Annotated in this window: 16 protein-coding genes; 6 read left to right on the top strand and 10 right to left on the bottom strand. The window is 46.5% G+C overall.

Annotated elements, in window-relative coordinates:
- Positions 1-14 precede the first annotated feature (14 nt).
- On the top strand, positions 15-626 hold the full coding sequence (locus V7S65_RS13520; protein WP_143313614.1) for an Imm25 family immunity protein: 612 nt from the start codon (positions 15-17) through the stop codon (positions 624-626).
- 141 nt (positions 627-767) lie between these two features.
- On the opposite strand, the gene V7S65_RS13515 is transcribed toward V7S65_RS13520, so the two are convergent.
- Both V7S65_RS13515 and V7S65_RS13510 read right to left on the bottom strand, forming a co-directional pair.
- On the bottom strand, positions 768-1,652 hold the full coding sequence (locus V7S65_RS13515; protein WP_336386784.1) for a 3-hydroxyacyl-CoA dehydrogenase family protein: 885 nt from the start codon (positions 1,650-1,652) through the stop codon (positions 768-770).
- A gap of 58 nt (positions 1,653-1,710) precedes the next feature.
- Entirely contained in the window at positions 1,711-2,316 is a 606-nt protein-coding gene (locus V7S65_RS13510) for a carboxypeptidase-like regulatory domain-containing protein (RefSeq protein ID WP_227024489.1), read from the bottom strand.
- A gap of 189 nt (positions 2,317-2,505) precedes the next feature.
- On the opposite strand from V7S65_RS13510, the gene V7S65_RS13505 reads away from it, so the two are divergent.
- From V7S65_RS13505 to pyrF, 3 genes are all read left to right on the top strand, one after another.
- Positions 2,506-3,603: an Mrp/NBP35 family ATP-binding protein gene (locus V7S65_RS13505; protein WP_079470389.1), complete on the top strand. Its 1,098-nt coding sequence runs from the start codon at positions 2,506-2,508 to the stop codon at positions 3,601-3,603.
- 70 nt (positions 3,604-3,673) lie between these two features.
- Complete coding sequence (locus V7S65_RS13500; RefSeq protein ID WP_336386785.1) at positions 3,674-4,300, top strand: FMN-binding negative transcriptional regulator; 627 nt, start codon at positions 3,674-3,676, stop codon at positions 4,298-4,300.
- A 215-nt stretch (positions 4,301-4,515) separates the two neighbouring features.
- The gene (gene pyrF / locus V7S65_RS13495; RefSeq protein WP_079470387.1) at positions 4,516-5,337 is read left to right on the top strand and encodes an orotidine-5'-phosphate decarboxylase; all 822 of its coding nucleotides are present in this window, start codon (positions 4,516-4,518) and stop codon (positions 5,335-5,337) included.
- 72 nt (positions 5,338-5,409) lie between these two features.
- On the opposite strand, the gene V7S65_RS13490 is transcribed toward pyrF, so the two are convergent.
- Positions 5,410-5,694 (bottom strand): YciI family protein, encoded by a 285-nt coding sequence (locus tag V7S65_RS13490; protein WP_159454323.1) that lies wholly within the window; start codon positions 5,692-5,694, stop codon positions 5,410-5,412.
- 308 nt (positions 5,695-6,002) lie between these two features.
- Here V7S65_RS13490 and V7S65_RS13485 point away from each other — a divergent pair, with 308 nt between their 5' ends.
- Both V7S65_RS13485 and V7S65_RS13480 read left to right on the top strand, forming a co-directional pair.
- Positions 6,003-7,181, top strand: a complete 1,179-nt coding sequence (locus V7S65_RS13485; RefSeq protein WP_336386786.1) for an acyl-CoA dehydrogenase family protein — start codon at positions 6,003-6,005, stop codon at positions 7,179-7,181.
- Between the two features lie 16 nt (positions 7,182-7,197).
- The gene (locus V7S65_RS13480) at positions 7,198-8,214 is read left to right on the top strand and encodes an FAD:protein FMN transferase (protein ID WP_336386787.1); all 1,017 of its coding nucleotides are present in this window, start codon (positions 7,198-7,200) and stop codon (positions 8,212-8,214) included.
- Positions 8,215-8,291: 77 nt separating this feature from the next.
- Here V7S65_RS13480 and V7S65_RS13475 read toward each other — a convergent pair whose 3' ends face one another.
- The 7 genes from V7S65_RS13475 to V7S65_RS13445 form a co-directional block, all read right to left on the bottom strand.
- On the bottom strand, positions 8,292-8,912 hold the full coding sequence (locus tag V7S65_RS13475; protein ID WP_079470383.1) for an outer membrane beta-barrel protein: 621 nt from the start codon (positions 8,910-8,912) through the stop codon (positions 8,292-8,294).
- Between the two features lie 31 nt (positions 8,913-8,943).
- Positions 8,944-9,588 (bottom strand): DUF4136 domain-containing protein, encoded by a 645-nt coding sequence (locus tag V7S65_RS13470; RefSeq protein ID WP_079470382.1) that lies wholly within the window; start codon positions 9,586-9,588, stop codon positions 8,944-8,946.
- Positions 9,589-9,791: 203 nt separating this feature from the next.
- Positions 9,792-10,412: an HAD family hydrolase gene (locus V7S65_RS13465; RefSeq protein WP_336386788.1), complete on the bottom strand. Its 621-nt coding sequence runs from the start codon at positions 10,410-10,412 to the stop codon at positions 9,792-9,794.
- Between the two features lie 10 nt (positions 10,413-10,422).
- A complete protein-coding gene (locus V7S65_RS13460; RefSeq protein ID WP_079470381.1) occupies positions 10,423-11,715 on the bottom strand; it encodes a DUF2130 domain-containing protein in 1,293 nt (430 codons plus the stop codon).
- Between the two features lie 466 nt (positions 11,716-12,181).
- Entirely contained in the window at positions 12,182-13,387 is a 1,206-nt protein-coding gene (locus V7S65_RS13455; RefSeq protein WP_336386789.1) for a DUF4998 domain-containing protein, read from the bottom strand.
- A 29-nt stretch (positions 13,388-13,416) separates the two neighbouring features.
- A complete protein-coding gene (locus V7S65_RS13450; RefSeq protein WP_336386790.1) occupies positions 13,417-14,628 on the bottom strand; it encodes a DUF5000 domain-containing lipoprotein in 1,212 nt (403 codons plus the stop codon).
- Positions 14,629-14,671: 43 nt separating this feature from the next.
- Positions 14,672-16,654: a RagB/SusD family nutrient uptake outer membrane protein gene (locus V7S65_RS13445; protein ID WP_336386791.1), complete on the bottom strand. Its 1,983-nt coding sequence runs from the start codon at positions 16,652-16,654 to the stop codon at positions 14,672-14,674.
- Between the last annotated feature and the right edge of the window lie 2 nt (positions 16,655-16,656).

The following is a 16,656-nucleotide window of genomic DNA, read 5'->3' as shown; positions in this document are numbered from 1 at the left end:
ATAAGAGATATAGTATGTCTGAGTTTTTTAGCGTAGTTAATGAATTTGAAGATCTGATTAAGCAATTTGATTTTAAACAGCCGAAGAAATTATGGTATTCCCATCTCGTGGCATTGAGCAAACATATCGAAGATATTTTCTATTGTTATGTCATCGCCAGGGTATATAAGGATGATGGTTCGTTACAAACCACTATGTGGGTTGGACCTATTGACAGGCCTGATGATGGACTTAGTAGTCTTTCGGCTCATATTAAGGTAGATATTGGTTATACACAAATCCTCGATGAGAATTTTTTCCGGAATTGTGAAAAGAAAATCATCCACCTGATCGAAGAAGGAACTTTAACTTCATTATTAGCTACCTCAAAAAAAGAACTGGCTGATCCGTCTGTTAATAACAGGAGGTATGAGGTGTATACAGCTTATCTGTTACCTTTTTTTAAGAAGGTTTTAGCCGTGACAGACAATGATGTAAAAGTGCTGAAGAGTAAAGTGAAATGCGAAGCAGTTATTGAAAAAGAGTTTTCAAATCTGGAAGGTGAGATGAAAGCATTCTTTGATAAATTTGGACTAAAGGCTACTAAAGACAGCATTTGGGAGTTATGTTATATTTATTCCCTGTAATATGCAAGTGTTATAGCTAATGAAAAACATCGGTTCTTGCGTCCATGAAAAAGAACAGGAACCGGCAGCTGCATATAAAAGTGTAACCGCCGATACTGCCTATATCTCTTTCCTGGTGTTGAATAAATTCCTGCCCTTTATTTAAAACCGTTCGCTCACAACCAGGTCTTTACTGCCTGGGGTGTATTTATAAAATCCTTCACCGCTTTTAACACCGAGATAACCTGCTGTTACCATGTTTACAAGCAGCGGGCAGGGTGCATATTTAGGATTGCCAAAGCCGTCGTGCAGTACCTGCAGAATGGAGAGGCAAACATCCAGCCCGATGAAGTCCGCCAGCTGCAAGGGGCCCATCGGGTGTGCCATACCCAGTTTCATCACTGTATCAATTTCAGCTACGCCGGCCACGCCTTCAAAAAGGGAGCAGATAGCTTCGTTGATCATGGGCATCAGGATGCGGTTGGCGATAAAGCCGGGATAATCATTTACTACGCAGGGAACTTTTTCCAGTTTTTCGGAAAGCGTTACGATAGTAGCGGTTACTTCTTTATCGGTGGCGTAGCCATTGATGATCTCTACCAGTTTCATTACCGGTACAGGATTCATGAAGTGCATGCCTATTACTTTTGCCGGACGTTTGGTAACGGCAGCAATTTTTGTAATGGAGATAGAAGAGGTGTTGGTGGCGAGAATGGCATCAGCCGGGGCGTGGAGGTCGAGGTCCTGGAATATTTTCAGCTTCAGCGCAATATTTTCTGTGGCGGCTTCCACTACCAGGGATACTTCTTTTACGCCGGTAGCCAGGTCGGTTTGCAGGGAAATGTTACCCAGGGTATCCGCCTTTATGGCTTCGGTAATGGTGCCTTTTGCCACCTGGCGGTCCAGGTTTTTGGTAATGGTTTGCAGCGCCTTATCCAGTGCCGGGGCCGAAACATCTATCAGGTTTACGGCGTAGCCGTGTTGAGCAAATACATGCGCAATACCATTTCCCATAGTACCAGCGCCGATAACCGCAATTTTTTGCATGGTGTAGTGATTTGTCGGAATTGAATAAGGCGCTAATTTAAGGTATTACACGTTACGGTCAGTAACTGCCATAACTGTCGTCTTTCCTTTTAAAGTCGCCTTGTTTCCATGCCTGGATAAACTGGGCCCATGCCAGCGGATTGAAGATATTTTGCGGAGGAGGCTGACCGGCATAGTAAAGGCTCTGGGCCTGTTTCTTGAGGTATTGGCTGGTGCCTTCCCTGCCGTCAACCGGTGTATAGCGGGCCATAGCGCGAAGCCTGGCATTACTTGTATTTTTTCGCGCCACCTCATATGCATCATCGGGGATGTCCATATTGGCAAAGGCCCGTTCAAATTCTTCCCTGGAAAGATAAGGTTTGATGATAGTTACCGGGAGATAGGTGGTATCTTCCACCATCAGCTGTATCAGGGAAAAACTGTTGCCTTTGATGTCAGGAGGTATGCGGTAATTTTTATGTTTGAAGCCCACTGCACTGAACGACAGGGTATCGCCTTTGAATACAACGATAGAGAAGATGCCGGATCTGTTGGAGATAGTTCCCCTGTTTTGTCCTTTTACCAGGATGCTTACCGCGGGGATGGCCCGTAGGCTGTCTGCCGTCATGGTAATACCCGAAATTTGTATAACGCTGTCTCTGAATTCCGCGATCTGAGCTTTCAAAAGGAAAGGAGATAAAACGAAAACTATTATGAGTGACAGTATGTAGGATCTTTTCTGATGCATGCCGGCCCTAAGATATAAAAATTTAATTACGTGTTTCCATGCAGTTGGTCACCTGCCCAGAGAAATTGTAAATTAAATCCCAATTGGGTTAACTTTGCTGTCTGGATTCAAAATTAACAACAATTTATGATCACGAAAGAGCAGGTTTTAAAGGCCCTGAGCAACGTAGAAGAGCCGGATCTGGGCAAGGATCTCGTTACGCTGAACATGGTAAAAGATATAGAGATTGATGGCAATAAAGTAAAATTTACGGTCATTCTTACCACGCCGGCATGTCCGTTAAAGGACCTGATCCGCAATGCCTGTGTGAATGCTATTCACATGCTGGTAAGCAAGGATGCAGAAGTAGAAGTTGTCATGACGGCCAACGTAAATACCAAAAGAGCAAACGGGCAGGGTGTCCTGTCTAATGTAAAAAATATCATTGTGGTGGCCTCTGGTAAAGGGGGAGTGGGTAAATCCACTGTGGCAGCCAACCTGGCGCTGGCTTTGGGCCGTGATGGCGCCAAAGTAGGGCTGATGGATGCGGATATTTACGGTCCGTCCGTTCCCATTATGTTCGGATTACGTGGCGAAAGGCCGCTGATGGTGAATGTAGATGGCAAAGGCATGATCCAGCCGATAGAAAAATTCGGTATCAAGGTAATGTCTATTGGTTTGCTGATAGATGAAAGACAGGCCGTTGTTTGGCGCGGACCTATGGCCAGCAGTGCTTTGAAGCAGTTTATTACCGATGTATACTGGGATGAACTGGATTACCTGATCATCGATATGCCTCCCGGTACCGGCGATATTCACCTCACCCTGGTACAAACGGTGCCTGTTACCGGCGCTGTAATTGTAACCACACCGCAGGATGTAGCCCTGGCGGATGCTAAAAAAGGGATTTCCATGTTCATGGGACAGCAGATCAATGTGCCAATTCTCGGATTAGTGGAAAATATGGCCTATTTCACGCCTGCTGAACTGCCTGAAAATAAATATTACATTTTTGGTAAAGAAGGCGGAAAACAACTGGCAGAAGAAATGGATATCCCGTTCCTCGGCCAGATCCCGCTGGTACAAAGCATCCGCGAAGGCGGTGATGCCGGTGTGCCCGCTATGGCCGGCGACGAAAAGCTAACCCGCAAGGCCTTCCTGGATGTTGCCGGTGCAGCTGCCCGCAGCATCGCTATGCGCAACGCCAATATTGCTCCTACCAGGATTGTGGAAATTATTGTATAAAAGAATCAGCGGTTACGGATTACAGATAAGAATATCTGTGATCCGTAATTATCTTCTCTAATAGCTTCATATGTATACTCCAAAACATACCAGGGAAACCAACTGGGATACTATTGCCAATTTTATCAGGGAAAATGGTTTTGGTTTGCTGATTAATACCGATAACGCCGGAACTCCCCATGCCACGCATATTCCCATGACGCTGGTGGAAAAAACACCCGGAGAATTTGTGTTACACGGACATATCGCACGGATTAACCCACAATGGGAATTTTTTGAGAAAAACGAAACACTGGCCGTATTTTCAGGACATCACGCGTACATTTCCTCCTCGTGGTACGAAAAGGAAAAGATACCTACCTGGAATTATATGGCAGTACATATTCATGGTACCATCCGTATCCAGGAAGAAGCAGAAGTGGTGCAGGCGTTGGGCACATTAATGGATCACTACGAGGCGGCATCTGCCTGCCCGGTGCATATCAGCGATATTGATGATAAAACGCTCCGTAACAATGTAAAAGCCATTGTGGGATTTGAAATGAGCATCCGGGAGGTGAACGCCAATTATAAGCTCAGCCAGAATAAAAAAGATATGGATTATTTCAGCGTGATTGCACATTTGCGGGCATTGGGCGATGAAAATTCACTGCGCGTGGCGGCAGAAATGGAGGCCCGCCGGTCAACTGAAAAATAGACAGAAACATTTTATTTTTGTTGATGGTCGTAATCCCAAAAAGGAATATCTTTATTTTAATCTTCCGCGTTAACGAAAATCCACATTGCTGGTAAGCCACAACTACCACAGTGAATAAAAAAAGAGTTGTTTTTCAATTACAGGTAATCATAATATGTTTAAAGAAGCGTCAATGCTTAAGTTTTTCTTAACTTTGCGCCCCAAATTAACCGACTATGAATCGACAGGAATTGGTGAATCTGATTAAGGAAAAGCAGTCTTACCTGTGTGTAGGACTGGATACGGACATTCAAAAGATTCCAAAACACCTGCTTTCTCATGCAGATCCGGTGTTTGCCTTTAACAAGGCGATTATTGACGCTACCAAGGATCTTTGCGTGGCGTATAAAATTAATACGGCCTTTTACGAAAGCATGGGCATGCGCGGCTGGGAAAGTTTACAACGCACCATTGAATATATCCCTGAGGGTATATTCACTATTGCTGATGCCAAACGCGGTGATATCGGCAATACTTCCACCCAGTACGCCAAAACATTTTTCGAAACCTATAAGTTCGATTCTGTGACCGTTGCGCCATACATGGGTAAAGACAGCGTAACGCCTTTCCTCCAGTTCTCTGAAAAATGGGCGATCCTGCTGGGATTAACTTCCAATGAAGGCAGCCAGGACTTCCAGATGCAACAGATCGGGGACGAGTTCCTGTTTGAAAAAGTGCTGAAAGCCGGTATGGAATGGGGCACTCCGGAAAACCTGATGTTCGTGGTAGGAGCTACCCAGTCATCACAACTGGGCTACATCCGCAAACTGGTACCGGATCATTTCTTCCTTGTACCAGGGGTAGGCGCACAGGGCGGAAGCCTCGAGGAAATTTCCACACAGGCCATGAATAAGGATTGCGGACTGCTGGTAAATGCCAGCCGTGCTATCATTTATGCAGGCAATGGAGACGATTTTGCTACAGACGCCCGTCGTGTCGCCAAACAATACCAGGTGGAAATGGCCGGTTACCTGAACAAGATGGTTGCAGCCGTGTAAATAATTTTTTAATACCGGTACCGGGCAGCTGCGGTTTGCAGCAGACACCAGGTACCGGTATCTCCCTGATTTCTATTTAAAAATACAGTTCTTTACGGTCCACCACGGCTTTACCTCGAATACCAGCCGGCCTGCTATCACAGCAGCATCCTTATTCACCAACGACACCACCTCCAGGCTGTCTTTACAATCCATAATTAAAATACCACGCAGTTCTTCATCATTTTCAAAAGGCCCTGCTACCAGCAGTTTACCGGCGGTTGCCATTTTGTTGATGTTATCCATATGGGCCTGTTGGATTTTCGCTGCAAGGGCAGTATCCTGGTTCCGGATGGGACCCTTCTTGAGCAGAACCATCCAATACCGTTTTAGTTCAGGAGGTGCGCCTGATTTGACTTTTGGGGGTAGCACTTTGTTCAGTGCAACAGATTGTAATGGTGTGGGGTGAAATGATAACATCACAATGACTAAAAATCCCAATAGCAAAAGCGCAGGTATAACTTTGCTTGCCATAGTTATTGAATTTGAAGGAAAGGTACAAACTTGTCATGAAATAACATGCTTGTCTTCCCGGTATTTTAATGCGGGCATACATGGCTGAAATCTCCCCGTGGACGTGGTTCCTAACAGGTAATTTCTTATATTGGGTATTAAACCCGTAGTTAATGCAACAAGATCTGTTTCAGTCACCTGATTACTTTGCTATAGATGATTTGCTGAAAGAAGAACACCTTTTGATCCGCGACGCAGTACGCCAGTGGGTGAAGAAAGAAGTATCCCCCATTATCGAAGACTATTGCCAGCGCGCTGCTTTTCCATCACATATTTTAGGAGGACTCGGAGAACTGGGCTGCTTCGGCCCCACCATCCCGGTGGAATACGGCGGAGGCGGAATGGATCATATTGCTTACGGACTGATGATGCAGGAGCTGGAACGGGGCGACAGTGGCATCCGGTCCACCGCTTCGGTGCAGGGATCGCTGGTGATGTTCCCGATCTTTACTTTTGGCAGCGAAGCCCAGAAAAAGAAGTACCTGCCCAAACTGGCTACAGGAGAATGGATGGGCTGCTTTGGCCTTACAGAACCTGACCACGGTTCCAATCCTGCCGGCATGCTTACTAACTTCCGGGAAGAAGGAGATCATGTGATCCTGAACGGCGCTAAAATGTGGATCTCCAATGCGCCATTTGCAGATATCGCTGTAGTGTGGGCAAAAGATGAAAGTGGTGTGATCCGCGGTATTATTGTGGAAAGAGGGATGGAAGGTTTTACCACACCTGAGACGAAAGGGAAGTGGAGTTTACGCGCCAGCGCTACCGGCGAGCTGGTATTTGACAATGTAAAAGTACCTAAAGAAAATATTCTGCCCGAAGCCCGCGGATTAAAAGGGCCGTTAACCTGCCTTTCTTCGGCGCGTTATGGCATTGCCTGGGGAGTGATAGGCGCCGCGATGGATTGTTACGATACGGCCCTCAGATATGCCAAAGAGCGTATTCAGTTTGACCGTCCCATTGGCGGATTTCAGCTTACGCAGAAGAAACTGGCAGAGATGATCACAGAAATCACCAAAGCGCAGCTGCTCAACTGGCGCCTCGGCGTGTTAAAAAATGAAGGAAAGGCAACGGCTGCACAAATATCCATGGCCAAGCGCAACTCCTGCGAAGTGGCCGCCAATATAGCCCGCAACGCCCGCAGCATTTTAGGTGGAATGGGTATCACCGGTGAATTCCCGGTAATGCGTCATATGATGAACCTGGAAAGCGTAATGACTTACGAAGGAACACACGAAATACATTTACTTATCACCGGTATGGATATTACCGGGTTAGACGCATTTAAATAGCAGCATCAGCGGTTACATGAAACGATTTTTTTTCCTGGCCATTCTTCTGTGGTCTGCCAACACCCGGGCGCAGCAGACGCCTGCCCTGAAGCTGATCACCTGCGAAGGAAAAGCACAGGGTACCTATTATCTCGTGAAATATTTATCGGCCGATACCACGTCAATGGATAAACGAATTGATTCTTTATTTGGCGTGATCGATCAGTCGTTGTCGCTGTATAAACCCGGATCAACCATTAACCGGTTTAATGAAACCGGCCATATCACGATGGATGAACACATGAAAGCAGTGATTCAAAAAGCCTTATTTACCAGTAAAGCCACCAATGGCCTGTTTGATGTTACGGTAAAACCGCTGGTTTACCTGTGGGGCTTTGGCGTTACCAAACCTTCTTTCAAAGGCGTGCCACCACCGGACAGCATCAAAGCTGCCATGTCGTATATTGGTTACCGTTATCTCCGTGTAAAAGGGGATCAGCTGTATGCAGCAAAGAAAGGCGTACAGATTGATTGCAACGGTATCGCGCAGGGATATACAGTAGATGTTATCGGACATTTTTTATCGCAACAGGGAATAGATAATTACCTGGTAGATGTAGGGGGTGAATTATGTGCAAAAGGACATAATCATCAGCATAAAGTATGGAGTGTGGGGATCGAAAGACCATCGCCCGGCGATACTGCCTATGAGCCGGTACAGGGGCTGGTACGGCTTCCCGGCAAAGGCATTGCCACCAGCGGAAACTACCGCCGCTTTTTTGACCAGGGACGTACACGTTTTGCGCATACCATTCACCCCGGAACCGGAGTGGCGTTGCATAATAATATTATCAGCGTAACGGTGATTGCAAAGGATTGTTTTACTGCAGATGCGTTTGATAATCCGCTTATCCTGATGGGTGTGGAAAAGGGACTTGCCTTTATTGCACAGCATCCGGAGTATGGGCTGGAAGCAATTTATATTTATAAAGATAAAGATGGCGCTATTAAAGAAGCCTTTAGTAAAGGCTTTAAGGCGTATATGGAATTCTAAAAAAAATGTCCCGTTCGCTGGTTCACGAACGGGACTCACTCTCACGCTTTCTTCTTAGAATATGGACATAAAAGGATTTAGTTCAGTGAGAACTTCAATCCAATATTTCCCTGAACGGTATTGTAATTGGTGATATCGCCATACTTATAAGGCGCATAGTTATACCGTACATTGGCATTGAACATCAACGGTGAAGCCTTTCCAAAAGGCACATTGATGCCTATTTCCGGGCTCACGAGGAATTGCCAGCTGTTATCTTTCTCTACAAATTCACCCCAGTATTTTTCATAATTCATATTAGCAGTACCTACACCAACGGTAGCATACGGAATAACCGCTGCAGATGGTTGGGTGAATGCATAACTCACTGTTGCCTGGATCGGAATTACCTGCAATGTGCGCGACTGAACAGCAGATACATCACCTTGTTTATCGGGATATACTGCACGTGGAAGCCGTTGGTAAAAGTCCTGGAACCCGGAACGTAATCCTACGGACCACTGATTATTCAATTGATATTGTAACCCTGCACTCCAGCCACGGAAGCTGGTTTTATCGGAATAGTCCTTTAATGAACCCAGGGGTTGTGCAATGGAGTAATTAACATCTACGGATAAAGGCGGACGAACCTGTGCGGATACTGCCTGGGCAGCAAAACATCCTGCAAAAATCAATATCCAGTTTCTTATCTTTTTCATTTCCTGTCAGTTTAAAAGTTCTCAATCAACATTAATTAGCGGTTTTACTCAGGTAGGGCGATTGGGCAAAAGATGCCTGCACCATTGAATCGATATTACCAATACTCCATACGCCCGAGCCGCGCCATAATGAATTCCATACAGCTGTCAGCTTATTGTTTTTGGGGTTTTTGAGGTCAAAAACATCGATGGCTACCTGTCTTTCATTCACCTGATAAACGGTGTAGTAAGAAGGCCAGTACCAGCCGCCACCCGGATATCCCCAGTAACCTGGATCCCAGTAGCCGCCACCGCCCCACCATCCCGGATTCCAGGAGATGTTGGTGTAGGAGTTGTCGATACGTGTGAGGTTCACTGCCAGATCGGGTTTGGCGGCTTTGTTCACAAGTGTGTAACCCCGTTGCTGCATAGCGGTGGTTACGGAAGCAATTAATTTTTTGTCGTAGTCGGTCAGCTCTTTTTTAGCTGAATCGCTGGTACGCGTCAGCACTGCTACTGAATCTACTATGCTAAAAGTTGAATATGAGGTGAAGTTAGCGGTGCTGTCGTGGTTAGTGATATAGATCCTCGACTCTTCATTAGTCATATCTTTTAAGGGATCTTTACGGCAGCTGCTGAATGAAACCATCGCTACCACTGCGGCAGCGGCGCTGAATAAAAACAAAGTTCTTTTCATGTCCTAGCGTATTAATTTAAAAAAATAAAATCTACAGGTTAACGATCATGGACCAAACAGATTGGTATCCTGACATTCCGATTTCCGTGTATCTTTCTTGAACGGATTAGATGGTTGATTGTTACAGAAAGTTTATCTGTGGAGTGTTAATGAAATCCTAAAGTGGGAGAAGGGTTAACAAATACAATAAGTAATGTAGTGGGTTAAATTATTATAGATCGATTTTCTAATGCTGTTTTTAACTGTTCCGGACTTTCAAATAAAATAGTATCAATACCAAACTCACGCGCCGCTAATACATTGCGTAAATTATCATCGATGAACAACGACGTATGTGCGTCTGCGTTATATCTGTCAAGTAAGAGCTGGAAAAATGCATGGGCTGGTTTGCGCATTTTTTCTTTGCCGGAAACTACGATACCATCGAACCAGTGGAGGGAAGGATACATGGCCCAGGCAATGGGAAAAGTTTCATCAGACCAGTTGGTGAGCGCGTATAATTTATATTGGCCGCTTTCTTTTAGTCGATGCAATATATTTTTTGTGCCTTCAATTTCTCCGCCAAGCATTTCATCCCACCTGCCGTAGTAGGCGCGGATATTTTCTTCATGGTGCGGAAAGCTGTTAACCAGCAGTTCAGTGCCTTCTGCTAATGTTCTGCCCTCATCCTGTGTTTCGTTCCAATCTGAAGTACATACATCGCGGAGGAAGTTTTCCATTTCTTCTTCCGAAGAAAAAATTTTACGGTATAAATGACGGGGATTCCAGTCGATCAATACTGCGCCCAGGTCGAATATAATCGTTTCGATCTTTTTGTTTTGCATAGGTTTATATTTATTCAGGAAGTTCATCGGCTGCATCTTCCAGCAGTTGCAGGTCTACCGAATCGCTGCCGGCAATACCTTCAATAGAGCCTTTGATATGCGCTGCATTGAGCAATACTTTTTCCAGTTGTTTTTCGCGTGCTTTCCAGAGTTTTTCCATCGCATCGCGTTCGCGCTGTATGGATAATTTCATAGACATAAACCCTTCGCGGATAGCTTTCCATTGCTCTGCAAACTCGCCACCGGTAAGATATTCGTAGAGCATGTGCATTTTATCTCCTTTGTTTTCCTGTGAGCGGAGCTTACCTGAAATTTTGATGATTCCATCTCTCAGCACATAGGCCAGTGCTTTCACCTCTGCGAAGGTGCAGATCCAGATGCCTTCTTTTTCACCAAACCGCTCCATGTCTTTGGGCATGGTTTGGGTAACCAGGATGGCTACATCCACTCCCTGGCTGCGCATGTCTGCTTTCAGCTTCTCTACCCAGTCTTTGATAAACTCTTTGGTACGTTTGCTTTCATAGATGATGCGTCCGCATTCCTGTCCGTACTGGTTGCGGATCAGTTGTATGCAATCGGCTCCGCGAACGCCTTTGCCTACCGGCGTCACTTCATCAAAGGGGAAATGGAGACGCAGCATTTCTTCCAGTATCAGTTCCTGTGCTTCACCCTGCAGCTGCATGGAGCCTTGTTCTGCCCGGCGTCTCATTTCTTCTGCCAGTTTGCGCTGGTCTTCCAATTGCTTTTCCAGTTCACGGAGGCGTAGCTGGTGTTCTGTATCTCTGAGGGAGTTACGTTCGGATTCTTCCCTTCGTATCTGATCGGCCAGTTCTGACCGGGCTTCCAGTAGTCTTTTCTGGAGATCAATTTCCAGTTCCTGTTCTTTGGTTTTCAGGTCCTGCTCTTTACGGAGGAACTCCAGCTCCTGTTTGCGGGCTTCGCGGAGCTTTTCTTCCTGTTCCTGGTTGGCTTCCTTCAAAGCCGACAGCTGGCTGCCGAAATCGGCCGTAATGGTTTTGCGTAGTTCCTGCTCCATAGTGTCCTGGAGCTGTTTTTTTTCTGCGAGTACACGGCGGTTCACTTCTTCTTCCTGTTGCTGTTTCAGTGTTTCTATCTGCCGGCGTTCGAGTGCCATCTTATTTTTTTCAGAAAGAAGTGTATCTTTTTCCTCCTGGAGAGATTTCAGGCGTCTGCGCCATTCATCTTCCATTTTTCCCCGCATTTCTTTTTCTATATCCGCTGCAAAAGCATCCTCGATAACAAACTGGTGCCTGCAACTGGGACAGGTAATTGATGTTCCCATAGTATCTCAGTAAAAAATTACGTAAAGATAGGGGTTTGGCGGCCGGAATAAAAAAAGGAAGGAGCTTGCTCTTCCTTCCTCCTGCATCCATAATGGCTGAAACAAACAATAGTAATAGGTTTTTCAATTGGATAGCATTTCCTGCCGGGGTAACAACGGCAAGATGGGAAATGATTGTTAGCCTGAAGTTAAGTATGGGTTAGGGAATTGTTAAGGATGTGTTCCTGATATATTCGCAATTACCGATATATAAGCCATTCCGGGTTTATTTATGGTTGATACGGAGTAAAAACGGTGATAAGCCGTATCTCTATAGGTACAGCTTATCTACGGCTTATCTACGGCTCATATACGGCTTATCTACGGGTTATCCTATGCTTGGGGTGGCATATGGCAGAGGTTGCCAATAACGAAAAGAGCCTGTTCCGGTGAGGAACAGGCTCTCAGGCATAGGATATGGAAAGGATCAGTTTTTTATCAGCTTAACAGAAGGCACGCGCCAGTACTGGTTGCCGGACGTCATGGTGGCTACAAAGCCTAGCGAAACGGTTTGCGGCTGAGCGATGCTAAACTGGCACTGCACCGTTGCATTCACAAACCTGGTGGTGGTGAACGCGGCATATCCCGCTGCAGTAGACAGGTCGCTTATATCCGGCAGCGTATTGCCGGCAGCAGCTACCACGTATACAGGGTCGAGCGCTTCTGTGTAGCAGTTCACGAGGAAAATATAATTCCCTGCAGGTAGCGTCACCGTTTGATAAATTTTACCATTGATAATACTGGCTGTTCCGCCCCATCCGGATTCCATTACGAGGCAACCACCGGCATCAGCTACATAGCCGCCAAAACCGCCGTGGTTCATTACGTTGGCGCTGGTGATCCAGGGCGCCGCCAGGGTACCCCATCTGCCGCCATCGTAGGTGGCCCGTGCAAAAGGACCGGTATTCTGCATGTATTGGGCTGTTACATCTGCTTTTACACTATGTTCCTGGAAGGCCACATAAAAGGTGTCAAACGCTGTTGGATTGGGCAGATACGCGGTTCTGTAACTGATTGTATTGCCCGATTTAAAAGCGGGTAATGAAGTGTTGAAGGCGGTATTGCCGGATACGACGAGGGTATCGTGCATGTTACCGGCATTATCCTCATACTTTATCCGGATGTTTACCACGCCTGCATCTGCATTAACGTCTGCCCAGTTGATGAGGGCAGAACCGTCGGGTTGCATCTCGGCATTGGCAATCCCCCGGTTAATGAGCGCGCTTTCGTACAGTTGTCCGAATACATTGGCAGCGGTATTTACGGGGATAGACACGTGGCCGGCGGCATCGTAAGTCCTGATTTCAAAGTTCATCAGTCCTTCAGGTAAATTGGGGATAATTACTCTCGCCGTGTCTACGCCGGCTGTTCTTTTAACTGCTACTTCAACAGAATCCTGCCGGCTGTTCCAGAATACTTTGTAAGTAGCGATCTTGGGATCGGAGGTAAAAAGACCGGTGATCATCACCCTGCTTTTACCGGAAAATGCTTTTACAGAATCCATTTTACCGGGGTAGGCGATTGCTCCGCCGGCCATATATTTATCCCTGTAATCATCCATTTTGGAACAGGCGCTTATTATGAACATCAGCGCCAGTATAATACCCGAAGCTGTAAGTTGATGCTGTTTCATTTGTTTTAAATTTCGTTGGTTGATCATAACTAGTTACCCCATAATGTAAGCTCCGCGATATTGATAAAGTAAGATCCCTGCCAGTTGGACAAGCTCCTGATCCTGATATAGCGGTAAGCGGTTTGCCCCGCAGGGAAATCGAACTGCCAGCCGTTGTAGGCCAGTGTTTGGTCGGATGCGGTTTCAGTGGCGTAAGGTGAGCCGGATGGTTTTACAACATGACACGTAGTTAATTTGATCCAGCTTTCATCCAGGTTGCCGCTCAGGCTGGGACTATTGGAAGCCCATATTTCAAAGTCTTTTACATTGCCCCTTACATAGTAATTATCACCCACCTCTTTGTAAGGATTCACCTGCATACGGCTGAAGATATGCGCCTTGCCCAGGTCCAGTGTTACCATTTGCGGACTGCCGGCCTGTTCCACGGTAAACAGGCAACGTGGCCACCCGGGGTGGAAGTCGCCGTCGTAGATGTACCGTACATCGGTTCTTCCGCCGTTATTCAGGATCTCTGCATCATTGGGTAATACATAATTACTCCATTCTGATTTTGGTAACAGCTGTTCAAAAAATGGGGTGAGTGATACAAACAAGGTATCTGAAAAATTCATCCACCGGTCTCTCACCACAAAAGCGTAATTTCTTTTGATGGCAGGTTGCTCTCTCACTGCGCTTTTGATTACGGGATCGTTACTGTATACATTGTCCATGCCCACTGTTTGCACCCATTTCCCGGCGCCCGAGGTATCTACGAGCGGAATGATCGCCAGATTTTCCAGCGTTGGATTATTACAGGTAAGATTGAATCCGCCAAAGGTGGCTTCTATTGCCAGGGACCTGTAAGCCAGGTTGATGGCGGGCGTCAGAGGATTCACCGTAACGGTAACTGGTGGGGAGGATACTTCACTGGCGTTTACGGAATACAGTTGAATGGTATGGGCCAGCGTATCACCGAAGCCTTCCACCGTTAATGTATTTTGATAGTGAGAAGCTTTTACTTCGGCCGGATGTCCCGGAGAAGTTTCATACACCGCTTTTACATAGGAAAGATCTGCATCGGATGGCAGGGAATAGGTGATCACTGATTTTCCATTTGCGTTCACTACTGTTATTCCTGTTACTACGCCGGGAGGATTGGTGTTGGTAACAATAGCCTTATTCAGTTCCTCTCTTTCACAGCCCGATACCAGCATCAGGGCAAACGCTGTATATAAGATCGTACTTGGTTTTATTGTTTTCACTTCTTAATGATTTAATGTTAAATACATCCGCACGCTGTGCAGTTTACCAGTTGGGATTTTGCACGAGGTTGGGATTCACCAGCAGATCACTTTCTTTTATCGGCCACAGGTAGTCACGCGGGGCTACGAAATGCCTGGAGAGGAAAGAAATTTCGCGGTAGTAGAGTTCTGCGGTGCGACCGCTTACCACCCAACCGGTGATGTTGCCGCTGAGTTCCTGTGCGGCTGTTTTCCAGCGTAACAGATCCCAGTAGCGATGTCCTTCAAAACAAAGTTCAATGGCTCTTTCCCGCTGGATGATGGCCCGCATACCTTCTTTGGTAGTGTATTTGGATGGGTTCCGGCTGTAGGTGGACCATGAGCTTTGTACGGTTTGCAAACCGGCCCTGGCCCTTATCCTGTTCACATAATCATATACATCTGCGGTGGGGCCCTGTACTTCATTCAGCGCTTCCGCGTACAGCAGGTACAGGTCTGCCAGGCGTATTTCGGGATAGGGATAAGAAGGGTAGGTAACCGTGTTCCAGTCCATGTGCCAGTTCACTACTTTCTTCATATAAAATCCTGCGATAGGCACCGGCGACGACTGGCTCAGTTCACTGCCGCGGGCCATAAGCCAGAAGGTGTTCTCATCGTTTTTCGACGGGCTGTTGGCCATGTACCAAACACCTCTGTCGAATCCCATATCAGCATAGTATCGTGGCTCCCGGTCGAAGTTCAGGCGGGCTGTAGTTTCCCCTTCTTTGATGTTAAACCTTTCGGCGTGTGTAGCTACCCGCAGTGCGGCGATATTTGAAAAGTCGAGTGTTTTATCTTCATCGATCGGAACGCCGTTTTGCGTGTAAAACATTTTAGCCATCTTGATGGTAGGACCCAGCAGTGGATGTCCGCCTGTTTTTGATGCTACAGCATTCGCAAAATCAAACTGACCTATACCGCAGCGTTGCAGAAAAGTGCAACCCCAGGTAACGCCGCTTGTGGAACCCCATACCAGCTCGCTGTTCCAGGGTTCGCTCATGGAGTTGCGGATGCTCATCTGCGTCATGGTAGTGGCGCTCAGTGGTATTGTTTGCTCCGGGAAAGTATACAAACGGATTCCCTGTGCAGCGCAGAGGTCTATGGCTGCTTTACACGCATCCGCTGCCCGCTGCCATTTGGCGGCGTTGAAAACAGTGTTGAAAAGTTGTACCCCGTCTTTATTTTTAAAAGATCCATAGTCGGAGTTACCGTTAAATAAAGGGCTGGCGGCAGTTACCAATAATTTGGCCTTTAAACTTAATGCGGCGGGTTTAGTAATACGCCCTGATTCTGAAGAGATATTGGCGATGCTCACCGGCAGATTCACCGCTGCGGCGTCGAGCAAACCGGCGATATAATTTACCACAGAATCTACCGGCTGGCGTTTAACAAACATCTCATCGATAGAAGCGCTGATAGGCAGGTTTTTATCTATCACCGGTATCGGGCCGTAGGCCCTGAACATAATAAAATGATAGTAGGCTTTCAGAAAGGTGGCTTCTGCTATCCACCTGTTCCTGGTATCAATATCAAGATCGGCTACTTTACTTTGATCGCCTACATTCTCCAGGAAAATATTACAATCCCTGATAGCCCTGTAGCAGCCCACGCCGTCCCTGTCGCCGGTCATGTAGTTGGCGATGGGATTTGACGTATTCTGGTCTCCATAATTCAGCCTTAGCACATTGGTAGACCTGATATTATTGGTGGGGTCGAGCACAAATACTTCATCACTGGCTGAAAGCCCCACGTTATAAGTAGGGTCGTAGTTAACAGGCAGATAGGCATAACAGGAGAAAAGATATTTTTCGGCTTCCGTTTTGGAAGTAAAAGCGTTGTCGATGGTGGCCACGTTATCCGGCACTACATCCAGGAAAGGTTTTTTACAGGCCGTTCCGGAGATGATGAGGAGGAACAGGCAGATGATGGAACCGGCAACACGATGCAGGGTGTTACTGCATGTGGATATGTTTACCAGGCCGTTGTGATTAAACTTATGATCGTTCATAT

The organism is Chitinophaga sp. CCNWYY40, from assembly GCF_037483205.1.
GTDB lineage: Bacteria > Bacteroidota > Bacteroidia > Chitinophagales > Chitinophagaceae > Chitinophaga > Chitinophaga ginsengisegetis.
Note: the sequence above shows the minus strand (reverse complement) of the source record. Positions and strands in the feature narration are given on the sequence as shown.